16 protein-coding genes are annotated in these 19,624 nt (G+C 48.6%); 15 read left to right on the top strand and 1 reads right to left on the bottom strand.

The features are described from left to right. Positions 1-110 precede the first annotated feature (110 nt). The 11 genes from ACLTOH_RS01970 (at position 111) to ACLTOH_RS01920 (ending at position 15,566) form a co-directional block, all read left to right on the top strand. The gene (locus ACLTOH_RS01970) at positions 111-1,439 is read left to right on the top strand and encodes an MATE family efflux transporter (protein WP_337418097.1); all 1,329 of its coding nucleotides are present in this window, start codon (positions 111-113) and stop codon (positions 1,437-1,439) included. Positions 1,440-1,581: 142 nt separating this feature from the next. Further along, positions 1,582-2,886, top strand: a complete 1,305-nt coding sequence (locus ACLTOH_RS01965; protein WP_337418095.1) for an O-acetylhomoserine aminocarboxypropyltransferase/cysteine synthase family protein — start codon at positions 1,582-1,584, stop codon at positions 2,884-2,886. Between the two features lie 34 nt (positions 2,887-2,920). Next, positions 2,921-3,157, top strand: coding sequence for a hypothetical protein (locus ACLTOH_RS01960; RefSeq protein ID WP_117466590.1), 237 nt, complete (start codon positions 2,921-2,923; stop codon positions 3,155-3,157). A 171-nt stretch (positions 3,158-3,328) separates the two neighbouring features. Then, positions 3,329-4,168 (top strand): class I SAM-dependent methyltransferase, encoded by an 840-nt coding sequence (locus ACLTOH_RS01955; protein ID WP_117466605.1) that lies wholly within the window; start codon positions 3,329-3,331, stop codon positions 4,166-4,168. Positions 4,169-4,392: 224 nt separating this feature from the next. Beyond that, positions 4,393-4,716 (top strand): metal-sensing transcriptional repressor, encoded by a 324-nt coding sequence (locus ACLTOH_RS01950; RefSeq protein ID WP_337418092.1) that lies wholly within the window; start codon positions 4,393-4,395, stop codon positions 4,714-4,716. A 96-nt stretch (positions 4,717-4,812) separates the two neighbouring features. Beyond that, positions 4,813-7,686, top strand: coding sequence for a heavy metal translocating P-type ATPase (locus ACLTOH_RS01945; protein WP_337418090.1), 2,874 nt, complete (start codon positions 4,813-4,815; stop codon positions 7,684-7,686). Positions 7,687-8,272: 586 nt separating this feature from the next. After that, a complete protein-coding gene (gene clpB / locus ACLTOH_RS01940; RefSeq protein ID WP_022312825.1) occupies positions 8,273-10,873 on the top strand; it encodes an ATP-dependent chaperone ClpB in 2,601 nt (866 codons plus the stop codon). A gap of 102 nt (positions 10,874-10,975) precedes the next feature. Continuing rightward, positions 10,976-11,149 (top strand): DUF4250 domain-containing protein, encoded by a 174-nt coding sequence (locus ACLTOH_RS01935; RefSeq protein ID WP_022312824.1) that lies wholly within the window; start codon positions 10,976-10,978, stop codon positions 11,147-11,149. Continuing rightward, positions 11,142-12,401 (top strand): ASKHA domain-containing protein, encoded by a 1,260-nt coding sequence (locus ACLTOH_RS01930; RefSeq protein WP_412223213.1) that lies wholly within the window; start codon positions 11,142-11,144, stop codon positions 12,399-12,401. The genes ACLTOH_RS01935 and ACLTOH_RS01930 overlap by 8 nt, the downstream gene beginning before the upstream one ends. Positions 12,402-12,503: 102 nt before the next feature. Beyond that, on the top strand, positions 12,504-14,714 hold the full coding sequence (locus ACLTOH_RS01925; RefSeq protein WP_227062918.1) for a methyl-accepting chemotaxis protein: 2,211 nt from the start codon (positions 12,504-12,506) through the stop codon (positions 14,712-14,714). A gap of 150 nt (positions 14,715-14,864) precedes the next feature. Next, positions 14,865-15,566, top strand: coding sequence for a polysaccharide deacetylase family protein (locus ACLTOH_RS01920; RefSeq protein WP_412223211.1), 702 nt, complete (start codon positions 14,865-14,867; stop codon positions 15,564-15,566). Position 15,567: 1 nt separating this feature from the next. Here ACLTOH_RS01920 and ACLTOH_RS01915 read toward each other — a convergent pair whose 3' ends face one another. Continuing rightward, the gene (locus ACLTOH_RS01915; protein ID WP_118539649.1) at positions 15,568-16,359 is read right to left on the bottom strand and encodes a MerR family transcriptional regulator; all 792 of its coding nucleotides are present in this window, start codon (positions 16,357-16,359) and stop codon (positions 15,568-15,570) included. A gap of 143 nt (positions 16,360-16,502) precedes the next feature. Here ACLTOH_RS01915 and ACLTOH_RS01910 point away from each other — a divergent pair, with 143 nt between their 5' ends. The 4 genes from ACLTOH_RS01910 (at position 16,503) to ACLTOH_RS01895 (ending at position 19,524) form a co-directional block, all read left to right on the top strand. Beyond that, positions 16,503-17,240, top strand: coding sequence for a LytR/AlgR family response regulator transcription factor (locus tag ACLTOH_RS01910; RefSeq protein WP_022312819.1), 738 nt, complete (start codon positions 16,503-16,505; stop codon positions 17,238-17,240). A gap of 137 nt (positions 17,241-17,377) precedes the next feature. Beyond that, on the top strand, positions 17,378-17,956 hold the full coding sequence (locus ACLTOH_RS01905) for a hypothetical protein (RefSeq protein ID WP_118539647.1): 579 nt from the start codon (positions 17,378-17,380) through the stop codon (positions 17,954-17,956). Between the two features lie 50 nt (positions 17,957-18,006). Next, positions 18,007-18,528: a LemA family protein gene (locus ACLTOH_RS01900; RefSeq protein ID WP_118539645.1), complete on the top strand. Its 522-nt coding sequence runs from the start codon at positions 18,007-18,009 to the stop codon at positions 18,526-18,528. A gap of 30 nt (positions 18,529-18,558) precedes the next feature. Beyond that, a complete protein-coding gene (locus ACLTOH_RS01895; protein WP_172594767.1) occupies positions 18,559-19,524 on the top strand; it encodes an SHOCT domain-containing protein in 966 nt (321 codons plus the stop codon). The last annotated feature ends 100 nt before the right edge of the window (positions 19,525-19,624 follow it).

The following is a 19,624-nucleotide window of genomic DNA, read 5'->3' as shown; positions in this document are numbered from 1 at the left end:
CTGAATCATAAAATTACATTTTTATTTACAATGCAATGACAATGTGATATTTTGGCAGTTGTTAATGTGATGATAAAGGAACGATGTAAGGTATGACGGAAGAGAAAAAAATGTTATTTTCACAGGATGCACTGAAAAAATTATTGTGGCCGCTGATCATAGAGCAGTTTTTGGCAATCGCAATGGGAATGGCGGACACGGTGATGGCGGCCAGTTGTGGAGAAGCTGTGGTATCCGGAATCTCTCTGGTGGATAGTATCTGCGTATTGCTGATCGGTCTGTTCACGGCCATGGCCAGCGGCGGTGCCGTAGTGGCGGCGCAATATATGGGACACGGAGATAAGGAAATGGTAGGCCGGGCCTCCAATCAGCTGTTTATAGCGGTTGGAGGTGTGGCACTTTTGTTTATGATGATAGCACTGATCTGGAACCGGGGATTGCTGGCACTGCTTTACGGAAATGTGGAGGCGGATGTCATGAATGCCGCAAGAATTTATTTTTATATTGTGGCGGTGTCCTTTCCTTTTCTGGGAATTTATAACGGTGGTGCGGCTCTGTTCCGTGCGGTGGGAGATTCCAAGGTGTCCATGAAAGTGTCATTGGTGGCAAATCTGGTAAATATTGCCGGAAATGCGATCCTGATCTATGGTGCAAGGATCGGTGCTGCCGGTGCTGCGTTGTCCACGCTGTTTTCCAGAATATTGTCGGCTGTGATGATCATAGTGCTGCTTGGAAAAAGTGACAAGATCATAGTGAGCAATCACTGGAGGATCGATACGAAAATCTTGGGAAAGATTCTGTATATCGGTGTTCCCAACGGACTGGAAAACAGTATCTTCCAGATCGGTAAGCTTCTGACCACCAGTCTGATCGCCGGTTTTGGAATGGCTGCTACGACGGCGAATGCCGTAACGGGCAGCATTGCCAGCTTTCAGCAGATCCCTGCCAATGCCATCGGTGTGGCAATGATCACTGTGATCGGACAGTGCATCGGCGCAGGAGAAACAGAGCAGGCATTATATTATCTGAAAAAAATGATGAAAGTAGCATATGCCTGTATGATCCTGTTGGGAATTCCCATGATTATTTTTGCAAGGCCGATCTGCGGAATCTATCATCTGAGTCCGGAGACAATGAAAATAACTGTTTTTCTGTTATGTTACAGCTGTGTATGTTGTATGCTGGTGCATCCGTTGTCCTTTGCACAGTCCAATGCACTTCGCGCTGCGGGAGATGTGAGATTTACCATGATCGTGGCGATCGCTTCCATGTGGCTCTGCCGTGTGGGCATGGCATATATCCTGGGACAGGGTCTGGGACTTGGCGTCATTGGCGTCTGGATCGCTATGACCATGGACTGGGTCGTACGGGCATTTTTGTTCACTAACAGGGTACGTACGGGAAAATGGCTGAAGTATAAGGACCGGCTGGTGAAGTAAAAAATATCTGCTGCACTAAAGTTTTACATTGACATATTTTTGATTGTGTTTTAGCATGTTTTTATAGTAGATTCCTAGGAATAGATAAGCTACTATATGACTAACACACAGCACACAGATAAGTGCAGAAATGAGGCAGAACATGAGCAAAAAGCCCTATGCAGAGCGTAATTTAAAATTCGAGACATTACAGTTACATGTGGGACAGGAGCAGCCTGATCCCGTGACCGGTGCGAGAGCCGTTCCCATTTATCAGACATCTTCTTATGTATTCCGCAACTGCGACCATGCAGCAGCACGCTTCGGACTGGAAGATCCCGGTGAGATCTACGGTCGTCTCGGCAACCCTACCCAGGGTGTCTTTGAGCAGCGTATTGCGGCATTAGAGGGCGGTACCGCAGCTCTGGCAGTAGCCAGCGGAGCGGCAGCCATCTGCTACACGATCCAGAACCTGGCAAAACAGGGAGATCATATCATTTCTGCAAATAATATTTACGGCGGCACCTACAATCTGCTGGCGCATACCCTGGTGGACTACGGTGTGACCACTACTTTCGTGGCTCCTTCCGATTATGACAGGATCGAAGCAAGCTTTCAGGAGAACACCAAGGCTCTCTACATCGAGACTCTGGGCAACCCCAACTCGGATGTGGTAGACATCGAGCGTCTGGCACAGATCGCCCATGCACACAAGGTGCCTCTGGTAGTAGACAATACTTTTGCTACTCCTTATCTGGTACGTCCTTTTGAGTACGGTGCAGATATCGTGGTACATTCTGCTACGAAGTTCATCGGCGGACACGGCACCAGCTTAGGCGGTGTGATCGTGGAAAATGGTAAATTTGACTGGGAGGGCAGCGGCAAGTTCCCTCATCTGTGCACTCCGAATCCCAGCTATCATGGTGTGACTTTCACCAAGGCAGTACCGGGTGCAGCTTTCGTGACAGCAATCCGTGCAATGCTTCTGCGTGATATGGGCGGCTGCATTTCTCCCGTGCATGCTTTTATTTTCTTACAGGGACTGGAGACACTGTCTCTGCGCGTGGAACGTCATGTGGAGAATGCACTGAAGGTGGTACAGTATCTGAACAACCATCCGCAGGTAGAGCGTGTGCATCATCCTTCCGTATCCACCGATCCGGAGCAGCAGGCGTTGTATAAGAAATATTTCCCGAACGGAGGCGGTTCCATCTTCACCTTCGAGATCAAGGGCGGCAAGGAGACAGCGAAAAAGTTCTGTGATAATCTGGAGCTGTTCTCGCTTCTGGCAAACGTGGCAGATGTGAAGTCTCTGGTCATCCATCCGGCTTCCACCACCCATGCACAGCTGTCTGAGGAAGAGCTGAATGAGCAGGGAATCTACAGCAATACGATTCGTCTGTCTATCGGTACGGAGAATATTGATGATATCATCGAAGATCTGGAAGGCGGTTTCCAGTCTGTATAAGGAGAGACCATGCTTTCATTAGCTGTTTTCTATTATGGAAAAGCAAAACCGGGAATCCCACTGCGTTCAAGGCAGTGGGATTTTTCTTGTCGGTGCCGGTGATCGCCGACAGCCTTATTTGTCTCCCGTGCGCTGCTCTAGCGGCATGTTTTCTGCGTTGAATGAGAAGACCGGCACCAGGAGCCGCATCGGACTGATTCAGTTCTACTATAACTGGGAAGAAGACAAGAAATATCTATTGGTGGAAATCTACCTTGCAAAACAGAAATAAGTTCAGTATAATAATAGAAACGAAAACCAAAACAGTCAGCTGAAAGGCCGCAGTAATGCGGCTTTTCTAAGACATTTAAGTTAGCACAAACTAACCGCATAACTCTATACAACGGTTAGACAAAACTAACAAAAAAGAAATGGCAAAAATGCAAGAAAGTGAGAGATGTCCATGAAATACAAGATTGAGAAGAACACCGTACAGGAGACACTGATCATCCCGCTTTATTCCCGAAAGCTATGCTCGGAGTTGTATCCGAACCTATATCGGGACGAGATGGCGGTACACCTGATCGACCAGATCGACTATGATTTTTCACAGGTGGAGAAAAAATCCCACGGCCTGATGCAGCGTTTCGGTTCGCTGGAGGTTGCCATGCGGCAGAATGACCTTGCATGGGAGGTACAAAATTACCTGGCAGATCATCCTGATGCGGCGGTGGTCAATTTGGGCTGTGGACTTGACGGTACCGGCAGAGCCTGTGACAATGGCAGCTGTAAAATTTACAATCTGGATTTTCCGGATGTTATCGCCGTACGCAATCAATTACTGCCCGCCGGAGACCGTGAGGAAAATATTCCCTGCAATTTGAATGATACGGAATGGTTTACCAAAATCGACGCGTCCGAAGGGGCAATATTTTTTGCCTCCGGAGTATTCTATTATTTTCTGACGGAGCAAGTCAGGACGCTGGTACAGGCAATGGCTGACAGTTTTCCCGGTGGTGTGCTGGTATTTGACGCGGCGAACCGGACAGCGGTTAAGATGATAGCAAAGACATGGCTCAGGAGCGCTAAAATTCAGGATGTGGGTGCGTATTTTGCGGTTTCGGATGCGAAAAGTGAGATTTCCCCGTGGGACAGCAGATTGCAGGTCACAAGCCGTGGCTATATGCTGGGATATAATGATCTTCGAGACCCTTCCGTCAGCGGATTATTCCGCTTCCTCGCCAGAACCGGCGACAGAATCATGAAGATGCAGATCGTAAGGATCTGTTTTGGTCAGAGGTGAACTGGCAGGAATTAGAAAGTACCTCTTGACAAATACCCTATGGGGGTATATCTTGTAGAAGAAAACAAGATACCCCTGTAGGGTATTTCGCGTATGGCTGCAACGAAAGATCCGGCAGCATGTTGCGTGCACTGATATGCAGGCCGGAAACAGCATATGTGTAGAACCGGGAAGATTCTGGAAAATTCGGATTCCGGTGCCGGAGGCTCAGGAAGGGGAAAATTATGGCAGAACAAAAGGAAGAAAAAGGCATGGAATGTTGTCATTGTCATCAGAAAGCAACACCTCGCTCTGAAAAAGAAAAAAAACAATTACAGAACCGTTTAAGCCGTATGAGCGGACAGTTAAACGGTATCAGCCGGATGCTGGAAGAGAACCGTTATTGCGGTGATATTCTCACACAGGTAGCTGCCGTGGAGAGTGCTTTACAGGCCTTTGGCTATGCAATCCTGAAGGAACATATGGAGACCTGTGTGGTGGAAGAGATCCAGAAGGGGAATACTGCTGTAGTAGATGAGGCAGTGGAACTTGTGAAGAAATTGAAATAAGCGGCGGAACGGTCGCAGATAAACCTGTAAATTTGTGCTGCTGCGGTGCATTGAAAGCACCGGAGACTTTGCAGGTCATGGAAAGGCAAGGGTATTATGAAGGAAAGATATCATGTTACAGGAATGTCCTGTTCCGCATGTTCTTCCCATGTGGAAAAGGCAGTCAATAAACTGGAAAATGTGGAAAAAGCATCCGTGAATCTACTGACAGAGACCATGGATGTGACCTATGACGAGACGAAGATCACTTCGGCGGAAATTATCGATGCTGTGGTGAAAGCAGGCTACGGTGCTTCGGTAATGACCGAAGGCAGTGTGGCAGGTGCAGGCGGACAGAGCACTTCCGGGAATGCGGGAAGTACAGGAAAGTCCACAGCCGATGGCAAACAGGAGCTGCAGCAGAAGCTGGATGCAGACGCAAGAGCCATGAAATGGCGTCTGGGAATCTCCATTGGATTCCTGATCCCGTTAATGTATGTGTCTATGCACCATATGCTGAAAGAATGGTTCGGAATTCCGGTTCCGGCATTTATCGTAAACACGATGCACGGCAATGCCAATGCCATGAATTTTGCATTGACGCAGTTTTTACTGTTATTGCCGATTCTGTATGTGAACCGGAAGTTTTTCTCTGTAGGATTCAAAACATTGGCGCACCGCAGTCCGAACATGGACAGCCTGATCGCTCTGGGATCCGGCGCGGCACTGGTGTACGGCATTTTCGCCATGTACCGGATCAGCTATGGCTTAGGCTACGGTGACATGGCAGTGGTAGAGCATTATGCCCACGATCTGTATTTTGAATCCTCCGGTACGATCCTGACTCTGATCACCGTTGGAAAATATCTGGAGAGCCGTTCCAAGGGAAAGACCAGTGAAGCCATCACCAAGCTGATGAATCTGGCTCCCAAGGTGGCAATTCTTGTGACCGAGGACGGACAGGAAAAGGAAGTGCCCACGGAGAGCCTGCAGAAAGGCGATATTTTTCTGGTAAAGCCCGGAAGTCTGGTACCGGTGGACGGTATCGTGTTAGAAGGCAACTCCAGTGTGGATGAAGCGGCCATCACTGGTGAAAGTGTTCCGGTGGAGAAACAGGCAGGTGACCATGTGGTCTCCGCTACCGTGAACAAGGCGGGCTTCTTAAAATGTCGTGCGGATCGTGTTGGCGATGACACAACACTGGCACAGATCATCCGTCTGGTGGAAGAGGCCAGTGCCAGCAAGGCTCCCATTGCACAGCTGGCAGATAAGGTGGCTGGTGTATTCGTGCCGACGGTCATGACCATTTCCCTGATCACCCTGATCGTGTGGCTGATAAGCGGTGCTACCGCGGAATTTGCCATTTCCACAGCCATTGCCGTATTGGTAATTTCCTGCCCCTGTGCGTTGGGACTGGCAACACCCGTGGCTATCATGGTGGGAACCGGCGTAGGTGCCAGCAATGGTATCCTGATCAAGACGGGTGAGGCCCTGCAGCAGGCCAAAGAGATTGACACTGTGGTACTGGACAAGACCGGAACCATCACCAGCGGTAAGTTAAAGGTAGAAGAAGCAGGCGGTTATCAGAGTGACTTCCCGATGGATGCCATGATGCAGATCGCAGCAGCTCTTGAGAAAAAAAGTGAGCATCCGCTGGCGGAAGCTGTAGTGGAATGGGCAGAGCAGTTCGGTCTGGCAATTCCCGAGATCGTGGATTTCAAGGCAACCTTCGGCCGTGGCGTGGAAGGTACACTGGCAGCAGAATTCCGCGCGGTAGAATCAGTAAAAAATGACGGCCCTACGGCGGTATTTTATGCCGGAAAACAGAACGACACCACAGATGGCTCTGGCAAGACAACGGAACAGAACCAGATGGCGAGAAATACAGTATCGGGTGCCAGTAGCGTGATAATTCCTGCCGGTACAAAATTCTATGTAGGTAACCTTGCCTTTCTGCAGGAGAATCATATCACTCTGCCGGAGGAAGCCACAGAAGGTCTGAACCGGATGGCGGACGAAGGCATGACACCGCTCCTTGTGGCACAGGAAGGAAGATTCTTAGGAGTCATCGGCGTGGCGGATACTGTTAAGGCCACTTCTTATGAAGCTATTCGTGTCTGGGAGAAAATGGGTGTCAAAGTCATCATGCTGACCGGAGACAACCGCCGTACTGCAGAAGCTGTACGACAGAAGCTGGGTATCTCTGAGGTCGTGGCAGAAGTACTGCCGCAGGATAAGGAGAAAAAGGTCAGCGAACTGAAACGTCAGGGCCATAAGGTAGCCATGATCGGTGACGGCATCAACGATGCCCCCGCACTGGCAGCCGCAGATGTAGGCATGGCTATTGGTGCAGGCACGGATGTAGCCATGGAGAGCGCAGATATTATTCTGATGAAAAATGATCTGCGGGATGCCGTGACGGCCATGAAACTGAGCCGTTCCGTGATCCGCAACATCAAGGAGAATCTGTTCTGGGCTTTCTTCTACAACTGCATCGGCATCCCTCTGGCAGCCGGTGTGCTGTACCCGTCTTTTGGAATCCGTCTGAATCCCATGTTCGGCGCGGCAGCCATGAGTTTAAGCAGTATCTTTGTCGTGGGAAATGCCCTGCGGCTGAGAGGCTTTAAGAGCGGATTTACTCCGCTGAAAACAGGAACGCCGGAAGCAGCCCGGACGGAACAGGAGACAACGCAGGCAGCTGTGGAGGGAGAACAGTGCATACTGGAAGCCCCCGCAGAGCAAAATAGCAAAGAAGAGAAAGAGAGGACAAACACAATGACAAAAGTAATCAGTATCGAAGGAATGATGTGCAGCCACTGCACCGGGACCGTACAGAAGGCACTGGAGGCCGTAGAGGGCGTAAAGACCGTAACCATGAGCCTGGAGCAGAAGAATGCTACTGTGGAACTGGCTTCTGATGTGGCAGACGAAGTACTGACCAAGGCTGTAGTTGACGCAGGATATGAAGTAAAGGGCGTTACCGAAAAATAAAGTGTTACTGTAGGTTACAATAACGGAAAAAGAGAAATGGCGCTGCCAAGATGCCGTGTTTTTGCAAACACGACACCGGACGGCGCTATTTTGGGTCTATAGAGAAAAAGTGATCCGCAGGTACTTTTCAATGCAATATTTCAGGAATATATGTGGCGTATGGGTCTATACAGAAAAATTTCAGGCATAGATACTTAAATTGTGAAAAATGAGTATCTGGAGAGTGATTTTTCTCCTAACGGCATTAATCTTTTGCGTGAATGGAAAATAATTTTCGAAAGATTCCATATAAAGTTTATAATTTCTTAATTGATTTTCTCTGACTATGTGTTATATTAAATATAGAACAGATGAGACAGAAAGCCTGTGAATCTGTTCGCGAGTAAGAAAATAAATAAAGCAACTATTCAGAGCCTCATTCGCAAAACGCTGTTACACAGTTTCCTTTTTGCTCATTGAGGCTACCTCGCCAAATAAATATTGCCAAAGCTTTTTATGAATGCAAGCAATCAACAAAGCTCAGGCAATATTTAATGGCTCTGAATAGTTGCAAATTGCATAACCTTATGTGAGGAGGCGAACGATTATGAATATTGATAAATTTACACAGAAATCCATAGAAGCAGTCAATGGCTGTGAAAAGCTCGCCATGGAATATGGCAATCAGGAGATCGAACAGGAACATCTGCTGTACAGTCTGCTGACGCTGGATGACAGTCTGATCTTAAAGCTTGTGGAAAAGATGGAGATCCAGAAGGATCATTTTGTAAACCGTGCAAAACAGGCTTTGGAGAAGAGAGTAAAGGTGCAGGGCGGTCAGCCTTATGTCGGTCAGTATCTGAACAAGGTACTGGTCAGCGCATCGGACGAAGCAAAACAGATGGGTGACGAATATGTCTCCGTAGAGCATCTGTTCCTTGCCATGATCAAGAATCCCAACAAGGAGATCGCCGAGATCTGGAAGGAATACGGCATCACCAGAGAACGTTTCCTGCAGGCATTGTCTACCGTAAGAGGCAACCAGAGAGTCACCAGTGACAACCCGGAAGCAACCTATGATACATTGGAAAAATACGGGCAGGATCTGGTGGAGAAAGCAAGGAACCAGAAGCTGGATCCTGTCATCGGACGTGACAGCGAGATCCGTAATGTGGTACGTATCCTGTCCCGTAAGACAAAGAATAACCCCGTGCTGATCGGTGAACCCGGTGTCGGTAAGACCGCCGTGGTGGAGGGGCTGGCACAGCGTATCGTCAAGGGCGATGTCCCTCAGGGATTGAAGGATAAGAAGATCTTCGCACTGGATATGGGCGCACTGGTAGCCGGTGCCAAATACAGAGGTGAATTCGAGGAACGTCTGAAGGCCGTACTGGATGATGTGAAGAACAGTGACGGACAGATCATTCTGTTCATCGATGAACTGCATACCATTGTCGGTGCCGGCAAGACCGACGGCGCATTGGATGCGGGCAATATGTTGAAGCCCATGCTGGCCCGTGGTGAACTGCACTGTATCGGTGCCACCACACTGGATGAATACAGACAGTATATTGAAAAAGATGCCGCTCTGGAACGTCGTTTCCAGCCGGTTATGGTAGAAGAACCCACCGTGGAGGATACGATCTCTATCCTGCGTGGACTGAAGGATCGTTACGAAGTATATCACGGTGTCAAGATCATGGATAACGCACTGGTAAGTGCAGCCGTGCTTTCCAACCGTTATATCACCGACAGATTTCTGCCGGATAAGGCCATTGACCTGGTGGATGAGGCCTGCGCCCTGATCAAGACCGAGATGGACAGTATGCCTACGGAGCTGGATGAACTGCAGCGTAAGGTGACACAGCTGGAGATCGAGGAGACCGCTCTGAAAAAAGAGGATGACCGGATCAGTAAGGAACGTCTGGCAGATCTGCAGAAGGAACTGGCAGAGTTAAAGGATCAGTTCAACACTAAAAAGGCACAGTGGGATAACGAGAAGGCATCCGTGGATAAACTTTCCAAACTGCGGGAAGAGAGAGACCGCATGAATAATGAGATCCAGATCGCAGAGCGGGAAGGAGACTATGAAAAGGCCGGCAGATTAAAATACAGCGAACTGCCCGCACTGGAGAAGCAGCTGGCACAGGAAGAGGATAAGGTAGGAGAATCCGATCTGTCTCTGGTACATGAAAAAGTATCGGAGGAAGAGATCGCAAGGATCATTTCCCGCTGGACCGGCATTCCGGTAGCCAAACTGACCGAGAGTGAGCGTAACAAGACCCTCCATCTGGACGAAGAACTGCACAAACGTGTGGTGGGTCAGGACGAGGGTGTGACCAAAGTCACCGAAGCCATCATCCGTTCCAAAGCCGGGATCAAGGATCCCAGCAAGCCCATCGGCTCCTTCCTGTTCCTGGGACCTACCGGTGTCGGTAAGACGGAGCTGGCCAAGAGTCTGGCGGCAGCACTGTTCGACGATGAGAATAATATGGTACGTATCGATATGAGTGAGTACATGGAGAAGTATTCTGTCTCTCGTCTGATCGGAGCGCCTCCCGGATATGTAGGATATGAGGAAGGTGGTCAGCTGACCGAAGCTGTCCGGAGAAAACCTTACAGCGTGGTACTGTTCGATGAGATCGAGAAGGCACATCCCGATGTATTCAATGTACTGTTACAGGTACTGGATGACGGCCGTATCACGGATTCTCAGGGTCGTACCGTAGACTTTAAGAATACCATACTGATCATGACCTCCAACATCGGCGCAAGCTATCTGCTGGACGGCATCAACGAAGACGGCACCATCAAGCCGGAGGCAGAGGCGGCAGTCATGAACGACCTGCGGGCTCATTTCCGTCCGGAATTTCTGAACCGTCTGGATGAGACGATCCTGTTCAAGCCTCTGACCAAGGACAATATCGGCGGCATCATTCATCTGATCATTGCCGATCTGAACAGACGTCTGGAGGATAAGCAGCTGACCATCCGTCTGTCGGAGGAAGCTATGCAGTATATCGTGGACAATGCTTATGATCCGGTCTACGGTGCACGGCCTTTGAAGCGTTATATCCAGAAGTACGTGGAGACCCTGGCAGCCAAGATGATTCTGGCAGATCAGGTAGAAGAAGGCGATACCATTGTCATTACCGTGGAGAATGATCAATTGGCCGCCAAGTGCGAAAAAGGATCGAAAAATCAATAATCTGTAAAATAAAACAGGAGCAAAGATGATGATACTTGTCATTTTTGCTCCTTTCGTTTACAATATAACTCTGTCAAAAACAGGAAAAGAGAGGAAAACGTTATGATACCACAGGATCCCGTAATGTTATTAAGCTTTATAAATTTAAAACTCCGTGATTTCTACGGAAGCCTGAAACAGCTCTGCGATGATCTGGATGTGAAGGAACAGGAGATCACAGATAAACTGGCAGCCATTGACTATCATTACGATGAAGAGAGGAATCAGTTTGTATAATACGAGCAGTACCAATCCCACAGGAAAAAAGGGAACCAGATGCCTGATCTGTACCGGTTGTGGCAGATGTCCAGGAGTGATCCGGGGGATGCAGGTGGTGACGGAAAAGCTGGAACTTCCTCCGTTAACATTACAAAATCCGGACGGTAAACGGCTGATGACTGTGGATATTGGTACCACTACCATTGCCATGCAGTTGTATGACATGACCGGTAAAGTGGTGGACAGCTTTCCCAGTGTGAATCCCCAGGTCAGCTATGGTGCCGATGTGCTCTCACGGATAGAGGCAGCAAAGGATCCGGGAAAAGCGGCAGATATGCAGAAAAAAGTCCGTGACCTCATGGAAAAAGGAGTGCAGCGTTTTTCCAAAAAGCTGCAGCCGCAGGAGACTCTGCAGATGGTCGTTGCGGCAAATACCACCATGACCTATCTGCTCATGGGCTGGAATCCGGAGGAACTGGGCAAAGCACCTTTTACAGTCAGTCATAGCGGCGCAGTGGAGACAGAAATTGCAGGAGTGGCCTGTCATATCATACCGGGATTGTCAGCCTTTGTAGGCGGCGATATCACTGCCGGAATATTGGCCAGTGGAATGCTGGAACAGGAGGCCTCCACCCTACTCATCGATCTTGGAACCAACGGGGAGATGGCACTGGGAAACCGACACAGATTACATGCCTGTGCCACGGCGGCTGGCCCTGCTTTCGAAGGCGGAGCCAACCGGGGCATCTGGGGCGCGGATATGGTGAGACTGTTACAAAAACTTCTGGAAGAGGGGCTGATGGACGGACAGGGTCTTTTGAAGGAACCTTATTTTACGAAAGGAGTCCGTATCGGCGATGTGCTGGTGACGAAGGAGTCCGTGCGTGCAGTGCAGCTGGCAAAAGGAGCCATTGCCGCAGGCATTGAGATTCTGGTGGACAGCTATGGCATAAGATTTTCGGACATTTCGAAAGTGGTGCTGGCGGGAGGATTCGGTTATTATCTGGATCCGAAGGCGGCTGTGGCTATCGGGCTGCTTCCGGAAGAACTGGCAGATTGCACGGTGACCGGCGGCAATACGGCACTGAGCGGTGCAGCCATGGTGGGCAGTCGGATCCTTACAGCAGGTGGAAAGCAAACGGCGGAAGGAACATTGCCAGATGGTGGGGATGACCTTCGAAAACGGCAGGAATTGCAGATACGTATCCTAAATCTGGCGGAGGAAGAGAAGTTCCCTGAGACCTTTCTGACGAAGATAAATTTTAACTAAAAATATACAAAAAGCATAACAAATGGCAGAAAATGTTGTTCCATTCTGGTAATTATTATGCTATAATTTTAAATATCTATAACAAGTACCGGAGGGTATTAAATGAGTACGAATGTTGAAAAACCAAAGAAATCTCTTTTTACGGGGAAAAAAGAGACGACTTCCGAAAAGAAGCCGAAGCCTGAAAAGGCAGTGAAGGGAAAGAAGGCATCTGCGGAGAAGAAGCAAAAGGCTCCGAAGCAGAAAAAGAGTGGAAAGAGCTCGAAACTGCTCAGCATCCGCAACAAGATCGTTGTATGTTTCCTGGTGCCTATTGTGTTTATGGTGATCATCGGTGTGTCAGCATACCAGAAATCCGCAGAAGGATTAAGCGAGAAATTCACCGATTCCACATTACAGACGATGCGTATGGCCACGGAAAATCTGAATATGAGCTGTGATTTTATCCGCTCAGAGGGTCTGAAATATGCTTACGATGATGATCTGCGGAAATATTTCCTGGGAATGTTCGAAGATAATCCCGTGGATAAGTTGAATTTCCTGACATCTACGAAGTCCAACCTTCTGTCGGTGCAGACCTCCAACCCGTTCATCAGCCACATGCACATTATTCCCAAGAAGGGAGTAAACCTTCTGTCCACTAAGCTTTCATCCGGTGTGGACGGTTTCCTGGATGAGTACAAGGAAGACGTGGCAAGCGGGGAAGGCAGAAGAAGTATCCCGCAGTGGATCGACAGTCATCCTGTACTGGATGAAAAGGTAACGGAGACCGAAAAAGATTATATTATGGCCTTCGAAATGATGAGCCAGTCGAACAATGCCTGCGTTGTCATCGATATCAAGCCTTCTGCTATTACGGATTTCATGGAAGAGATCGATATCGGAGACGGCAGTATCATCGGATTTGTAACTCCCGGAGGCAGAGAACTGGTTGTTGAGAACGTAGAAGAAGGAAAAGAAAGTGTCCTTCCGGAAGAGGGAAATGTATTCTCCGGACAGGAGTATTATACAGCTGTCATGGATGAGGCAGTAGCGGATGCAGGTACTGCGGAGGTAGATTTCCAGGGTGAGAAGTATCTTTTCATTTACAGCCACAGTGCAGATATCGGCTTTACCACCTGTGCACTGGTACCTATGAGAGTAGTGACCAGTCAGGCTACCGAGATCCGCAACATGACCATCGGTCTGGTGATCCTGGCATGTGTGATCGTAGTGATCGTAGGTATCTTTATCACTGCAGGTATTGAGAATAACATGAGACGCATTTCCAGAAAGTTCGGTGATGTGGCGAAGGGTGATCTGACGGTTACCGTATCTGCCAAGGGACATGATGAGTTCCAGGATCTGGCAGGCTCGGCTACCAACATGATCACGAATACGAAGAAGCTGGTCAATCAGGTAAGCAATGCTACCGGAGAGCTGGAAGTGTCTGCACAGAACGTGGGACAGGCTTCTGAACTGATTCATGAATATTCACAGGATATTACCCGTGCCATCGGTGAGATCAACGAAGGTATGGAAGAACAGTCCAGACATGCACAGGAGTGCGTGGAGAAGACCGATATCCTCTCCAATGAGATCCAGGAAGTCAGCCATGTGGTAGAACGTGTGGAGAAGCTGGTAGGCGAGACGGAAGGCATGATCAACAAGGGAATGGAGATCGTACAGGTACTGGGTGATCGTGCTGGCGAGACAACACAGATGACTGTGAAAGTGAGTGAGAGTATCGAATCTCTTCGCAAGGAATCTGAGATCATCAACAGTTTCGTAGCTACGATCACAGAGATCACAGAGCAGACCAACCTGCTGTCATTGAATGCTTCTATCGAGGCAGCCAGAGCGGGAGAGGCTGGACGAGGCTTCGCTGTAGTAGCAGAAGAGATCCGTAAGCTGGCAGATGATTCTGCAAAGGCAGCCGGCGAGATCCGCAACAATGTGGCCAACATTACAGCCCAGACCCAGAACAGCGTGGAGAGTGCAAGCCAGGCGAAAGCAATGGTAGAACTCCAGACCAAAGCTGTGGAAGAAGTGATCGCAGTATTCCGCGAGATGCAGGAGCGTATGGGCCAGCTGATCGAGGGACTGAAAGATATCGTGGTAAGCACGGAGAAGGCAGACGGTGAGCGTAGCGCTGCTGTGGCAGCCGTGAAGAATATCTCCGATATCATTGAAGAGACCGCAGGCAGTGCCGAGACCGTCAACGATGTGGCCAATAAGCTTCTGAACCATGTGGAGAAGCTGAGCACTACTGCAAGTGTACTGGATGAGAATATGGAAGGACTTAAGAACGAGATTTCCGTATTCAAGATCTGAGTATAAATAAAAAAGTAACATACAGAGGAGATCCGGGAGATGAGAGTCTCGGGTCTCCTTTTTTGCAAGCATGTTTTATTGCGGCAGCAGGAATGGTCACTTTTGAGAATGCATATATTTTCTGTGAAAGCGTGAAACGGACGGCTTGAAATGAAAAAAGTACTGGCGGGAATTCTGATCTTTGACATGCTTCTGGGAATCTTGTGTCTGGCAGTGGGAACGGAACGATACGCAGAGCAGAAGTCATATGGAACCTATATAGAAACAGACACCGGCGTGTGCGGGACATCAGGAGAACCGAAAAAGATCGCGCTGACCTTTGACGACGGGCCGCATCCGAAGTATACGGAACAGCTTCTGGATGGATTGAAGGAGCGGGGAGTGGTAGCTACTTTTTTCGTGACGGGAGAGAATGCGGAGAATTACCCGGACATTATCCGGAGAGAACAGGACGAAGGACATCTGATCGGGAACCATACCTATAGTCACATACAGCTCACTTCCCGCAACCGGGAGACCTTTCGGGAGGAGCTGGTGCAGACCAATGAAATTCTCGAAGAAATCACAGGGGAGAAAATAAGCTTTGTCCGGCCGCCTTACGGCAGTTGGGACAAAAGCTTTGAGAAAGAACTGAATATGTTCCCGGTTCTGTGGAATATCGATCCTCTGGACTGGTGTTCCAACAATGCAGACTGTATTGCGTCCAAAGTGGTGGAGAAGGCGGGGGACGGCGATATTATTCTGATGCATGATTATTATGAGACTTCTGTCACCGCAGCACTGGAAGTAGTGGATATTCTACAGAAAAGAGGCTTTCAGTTCGTAACGGTGGAGGAAATCCTGTTTGACTGAATCATTGTAAAACAAGAGCCACCTGAGTGATAAAATTCGCCGGATCCTTATGCTGGGGAGGACCTTCCAGATAAGTATGCCGTACCGTGCCTGACAGAGACAGATTCTGCGCAGCTGCGTAGGCAGACAGTTTTCTACGGGCATCCGGGAGTGATTCGTAACAGCCGTGATAGAAGATGCCGAGAGCTTTCTGCTCCGGCAGATGCACCACATGTTCTCCCTTGCTGGCAGGAGGTACGGAGATACAACAGGTGAATTCTTCCGGATGTTCCAGATTGTACTCAATGAAAAACATCCGCTTACTGCTGTCGGAGCCGTACAGATGAATGGCTTCCATAAAGACCTCCCGCAGGAATTCTTTGCGTTCTTCCACTCCGTTAAAAGCCCCCTTGCGGCAGTACACCGTCTGGGCGGGGAGGGTAAGAAACTGTATCACGGAAGCAGCCGGGGACGCAGTACGTTGCTTTAACTTCTCGATACTCTGCGTCAGGCCGTCTCGTAAGGCTTCCAGACGTTCGATCAATGGTTCCAGATCCGTGGATCCATTATAATAGGAGGAGATCTCATCCAGGGACAGCCCTAAATTCTGCAGTACCCGGATGGAGCGGATCAGGGAGATGGAATCCGGGGTATAATAGCGATTCCCGGCAGTTCCTTCTTTTTTATCCGGAAGCAGGAGACCTTTGGCTTCGTAGTTCAATATGATTCTTCTGGTGATGCCGATCGCTTTGGAGACTTCTCCGATGGACATCAGTCTTTTTTCACTTTTTCCGTTTTCTTCGTTTGATGACATCAAAAATATGCCTTTCTCAAAATTATCCTTGCATCGTACATCGATGTACGGATATAATTATTGTAATAAGCGTAGAAAAACATGTCAAGACACATACGATAAAACGAATGAGCTGCATCGGTTTGTGCGGCAAAGGAAGAATCATGATAAAAGTAGCTTTTTGTGATGACGATCTGTCAGTACTTAAAGAATTAAGCGTTCTGATGGACAGATATCGGGTAGAACGGAATCAGGATATTACTTATGCAGCATTTCACAGTCCGCTGGAATTGCTGTCGGAAGTAGAGCGGGGGACCCGGCTGGATATTATATTTCTGGATGTTCTGATGCCAGGACAGGATGGAATCAGTGCCGCCAGAGAGATCCGTAAGTATGATACTTCGGTGAAGATCATTTATCTGACATCCTCTTCGGAATACGCTGTGGATTCCTATGAAGTGGGGGCCTATTTTTATCAGTTGAAGCCTATCTGGCAGGAGAGCTTCTACCGATTGATGGATTCGGTACTCAGGGAGTGCCTCAAGAATGAAAAGAACAGTCTGATCCTGCGATGTAAGACGGGAATCACAAGGCTGGAACTGGACAAACTGAAGTACTGCGAGGTAACGGGGAGGAATCTGCTGCTTCACAAAGAAGACGGAGAAGTACTGGACAGCGTTGGTAAACTGGACGATTTGTGCGAACAGTTGAAGGATTATGAATGCTTTGTCCGTTGCCACAGGTCATATATGATCAATATGGATTATGTAAAGAGCATATCTAACAAAGCTGTGATCCTGTCGGACGGTACCCAGATCCCGATTCCGCATGGAAAATATTCGGAACTGAAAGACAAATTTTTTTCCTATTTTTTTCGTAAAAACCAGACATTTTTAGCATAAAACGACCGGAGAATTTTTTCTCCGGTCGTTTCATGTCATATTTGGGTCGATTGGTGTCAAAAACGGTCATAAATGGAAAAAATAAGGTACACTATCTTCAGACAACAGAGAACTGTTGTAAGAAGGAGGAAACAATTATGAAGAAAAAATATTTTGCATGCGCAATGGGACTGGTACTGGCATTGTCTTTGACAGCCTGCGGTGAGGAAGAGGTAATTGTGGAGAACACCAACGAAGAAGTGACCCAGGAAGTACAGACCCAGGAAGTACAGACCCAGGAAGTACAGACCCAGGAAGTGGCAGAAGCTCCCACAGAGACTGTAGCAGAGACAGGTACAGAAGCAGAGGGCGGTCCCCTGTTACAGGTGGCAGTTATGGAAATCCCGGATCTGAGTGGTACGGAATGGAACTTTGCCGGCGGTATGATCGATGGTGTTGAGATGGAAGAAGAGGATCTGAACGCAACACTGGAGACTTATGGCGGTACCTTACAGCTTGTATTTGGTGAAGACGGTGCAGTTACCATGGTACAGGGCGGCGGAAATGCAGAAGGTACTTATGAGTATTCCGATGACAACACAGCTATCAAGATGACACTTGATTTTGGTGGAACAGAGGTTACCTATGCCGGATTTTTGTCTGAGGTGGGAGATACTGTAACACTGATCGCTATGTCTGATATGAATGGTTATGACGGACTTTATTTTGTACAGTAAGATAGTTTGAAAAGATCTTAAAAAGACGAAAAGGGGAGGGAGAGTTAACGATGGAAATTGTGATTATCGTGTTGCTGCTTGCCTCCCTTTTTGGTGTCTGGCTATTGTCGGTGCGGCGTAAGCTGGAGACACAGGAAGAAAATATCCGGAATGCCATGTACCAGACTCTGGTACAGCTCTCCGCAGAGCGGGAGGCACTGGAAGGATTGGCGGAGTTTCTCGGACAGACCATGGATGCGGAGACTTTCCGGAGAATGAAACATTCGCTGGAGAGTGCACAGACTGCCGGAGAGGCCGGACTGCCGGAATGGGTGGCAGAACAACAGAGAGAATTATTGAGAGTACAGAAAAAAATTGCAGAGATCTTGGAAGGCATGCCGCTTTTGCAGGCACAGGAGACTTATCAGAAGTACTGGAAAGCAGCAAAAAGCTATGAACATATGGTGGAGACCAGTGGACTGATTTATAACGATTCCGTGGAAAACTACAATAGTATGCTTCACAGAATACCGGATCGTATAGCAGCGGGAATCTGCGGGTTTCACCGGAAAAAGTTAATTGAGATCATGTAATCCACATACATTCTTAAGGAGGGTAAAACGATGGGATTATTTACAAACAACAAAAAGTTATGTCCAATCTGCGGAAATCCGACACCGAGACTGCTGGCATCCGCAGTGGAAGGGCAGAATCTCTGTAAGGAGTGTGCAGCCAAGATCGATCTGCCGGACGGCGTACTGAATTCCATGACGCTGGATGAATTCCGGGAATATATCAACTGTTATGATGCCAATAAGCCTCTGCGTGACAGTTTCACGGAGACTTACCGTTATGACTTCGGCTTTTTCAAGGGCAGTCTGCTGCTGGATATGGATCATCAGCTGCTGCGGCTGGGAGTTGTTGACACGGCATTTGCATTGGAGCCCTCCGACATTAAGTCCTTCCGTATTCTGGAGGACGGCGAGGTATTGTACGAAGGAGAAAAGGGGAACTTCCGGAGCTGCAAGAGTGATATCAAGGAACGTTTAAATGAGTTAAAGCCCAGGATCGACGAATACAGAATGCTGCGTCATCAGTATGAGATGATGGAGGAAATGCGTCGCAGTATGGAGGACAGCAGAAGAGACGATAACTTCAGAAGAGATGATCCGGATTACAGAGACCGTATGACCGAGCCGGACTTTAATATTCCGAATCCGGTGGAGAAATTCGCTGTGGAGATCACACTGGATCATCCTTACTGGAAGAGTTTCTACAAAGAGACAGGAGCACCGAAGTTCGATTCCAATCAGCCCAGCACCATCGACTATCTGGATGATTATACCCAGAAGACAGAAGGATTGCATGCACTGGCACAGAACCTGATGCAGATCATCGATCCGCAGGCACAGGAACAGGTAATCGATCCCCACGCCTCAACCCGGAGTACGCAGAGTGCACCGCAGGCCGCACCGGTACAGGCAGAGGATCCCACCGTGGCACTGCCTAAGTATAAGGCACTGCTGGATGCAGGTGTCATTACGGCAGAGGAATTCGAAGCGAAGAAGAAACAGCTGCTGGGACTGTAAACCTGATTTTACAAGAATACGGATTGGAAGTGATATGTTGTGAAGTGTAGATGTCAGATTTCCCAAAACAGTGTTGTTTAGCGGAAACCTCCATCTGCTA

This window comes from Waltera sp. (genome assembly GCF_046969025.1).
GTDB lineage: Bacteria > Bacillota > Clostridia > Lachnospirales > Lachnospiraceae > Acetatifactor > Acetatifactor acetigignens.
The sequence above is the reverse complement of the archived record's forward strand: the minus strand, read 5'-3'. Positions and strand labels throughout refer to the sequence as shown.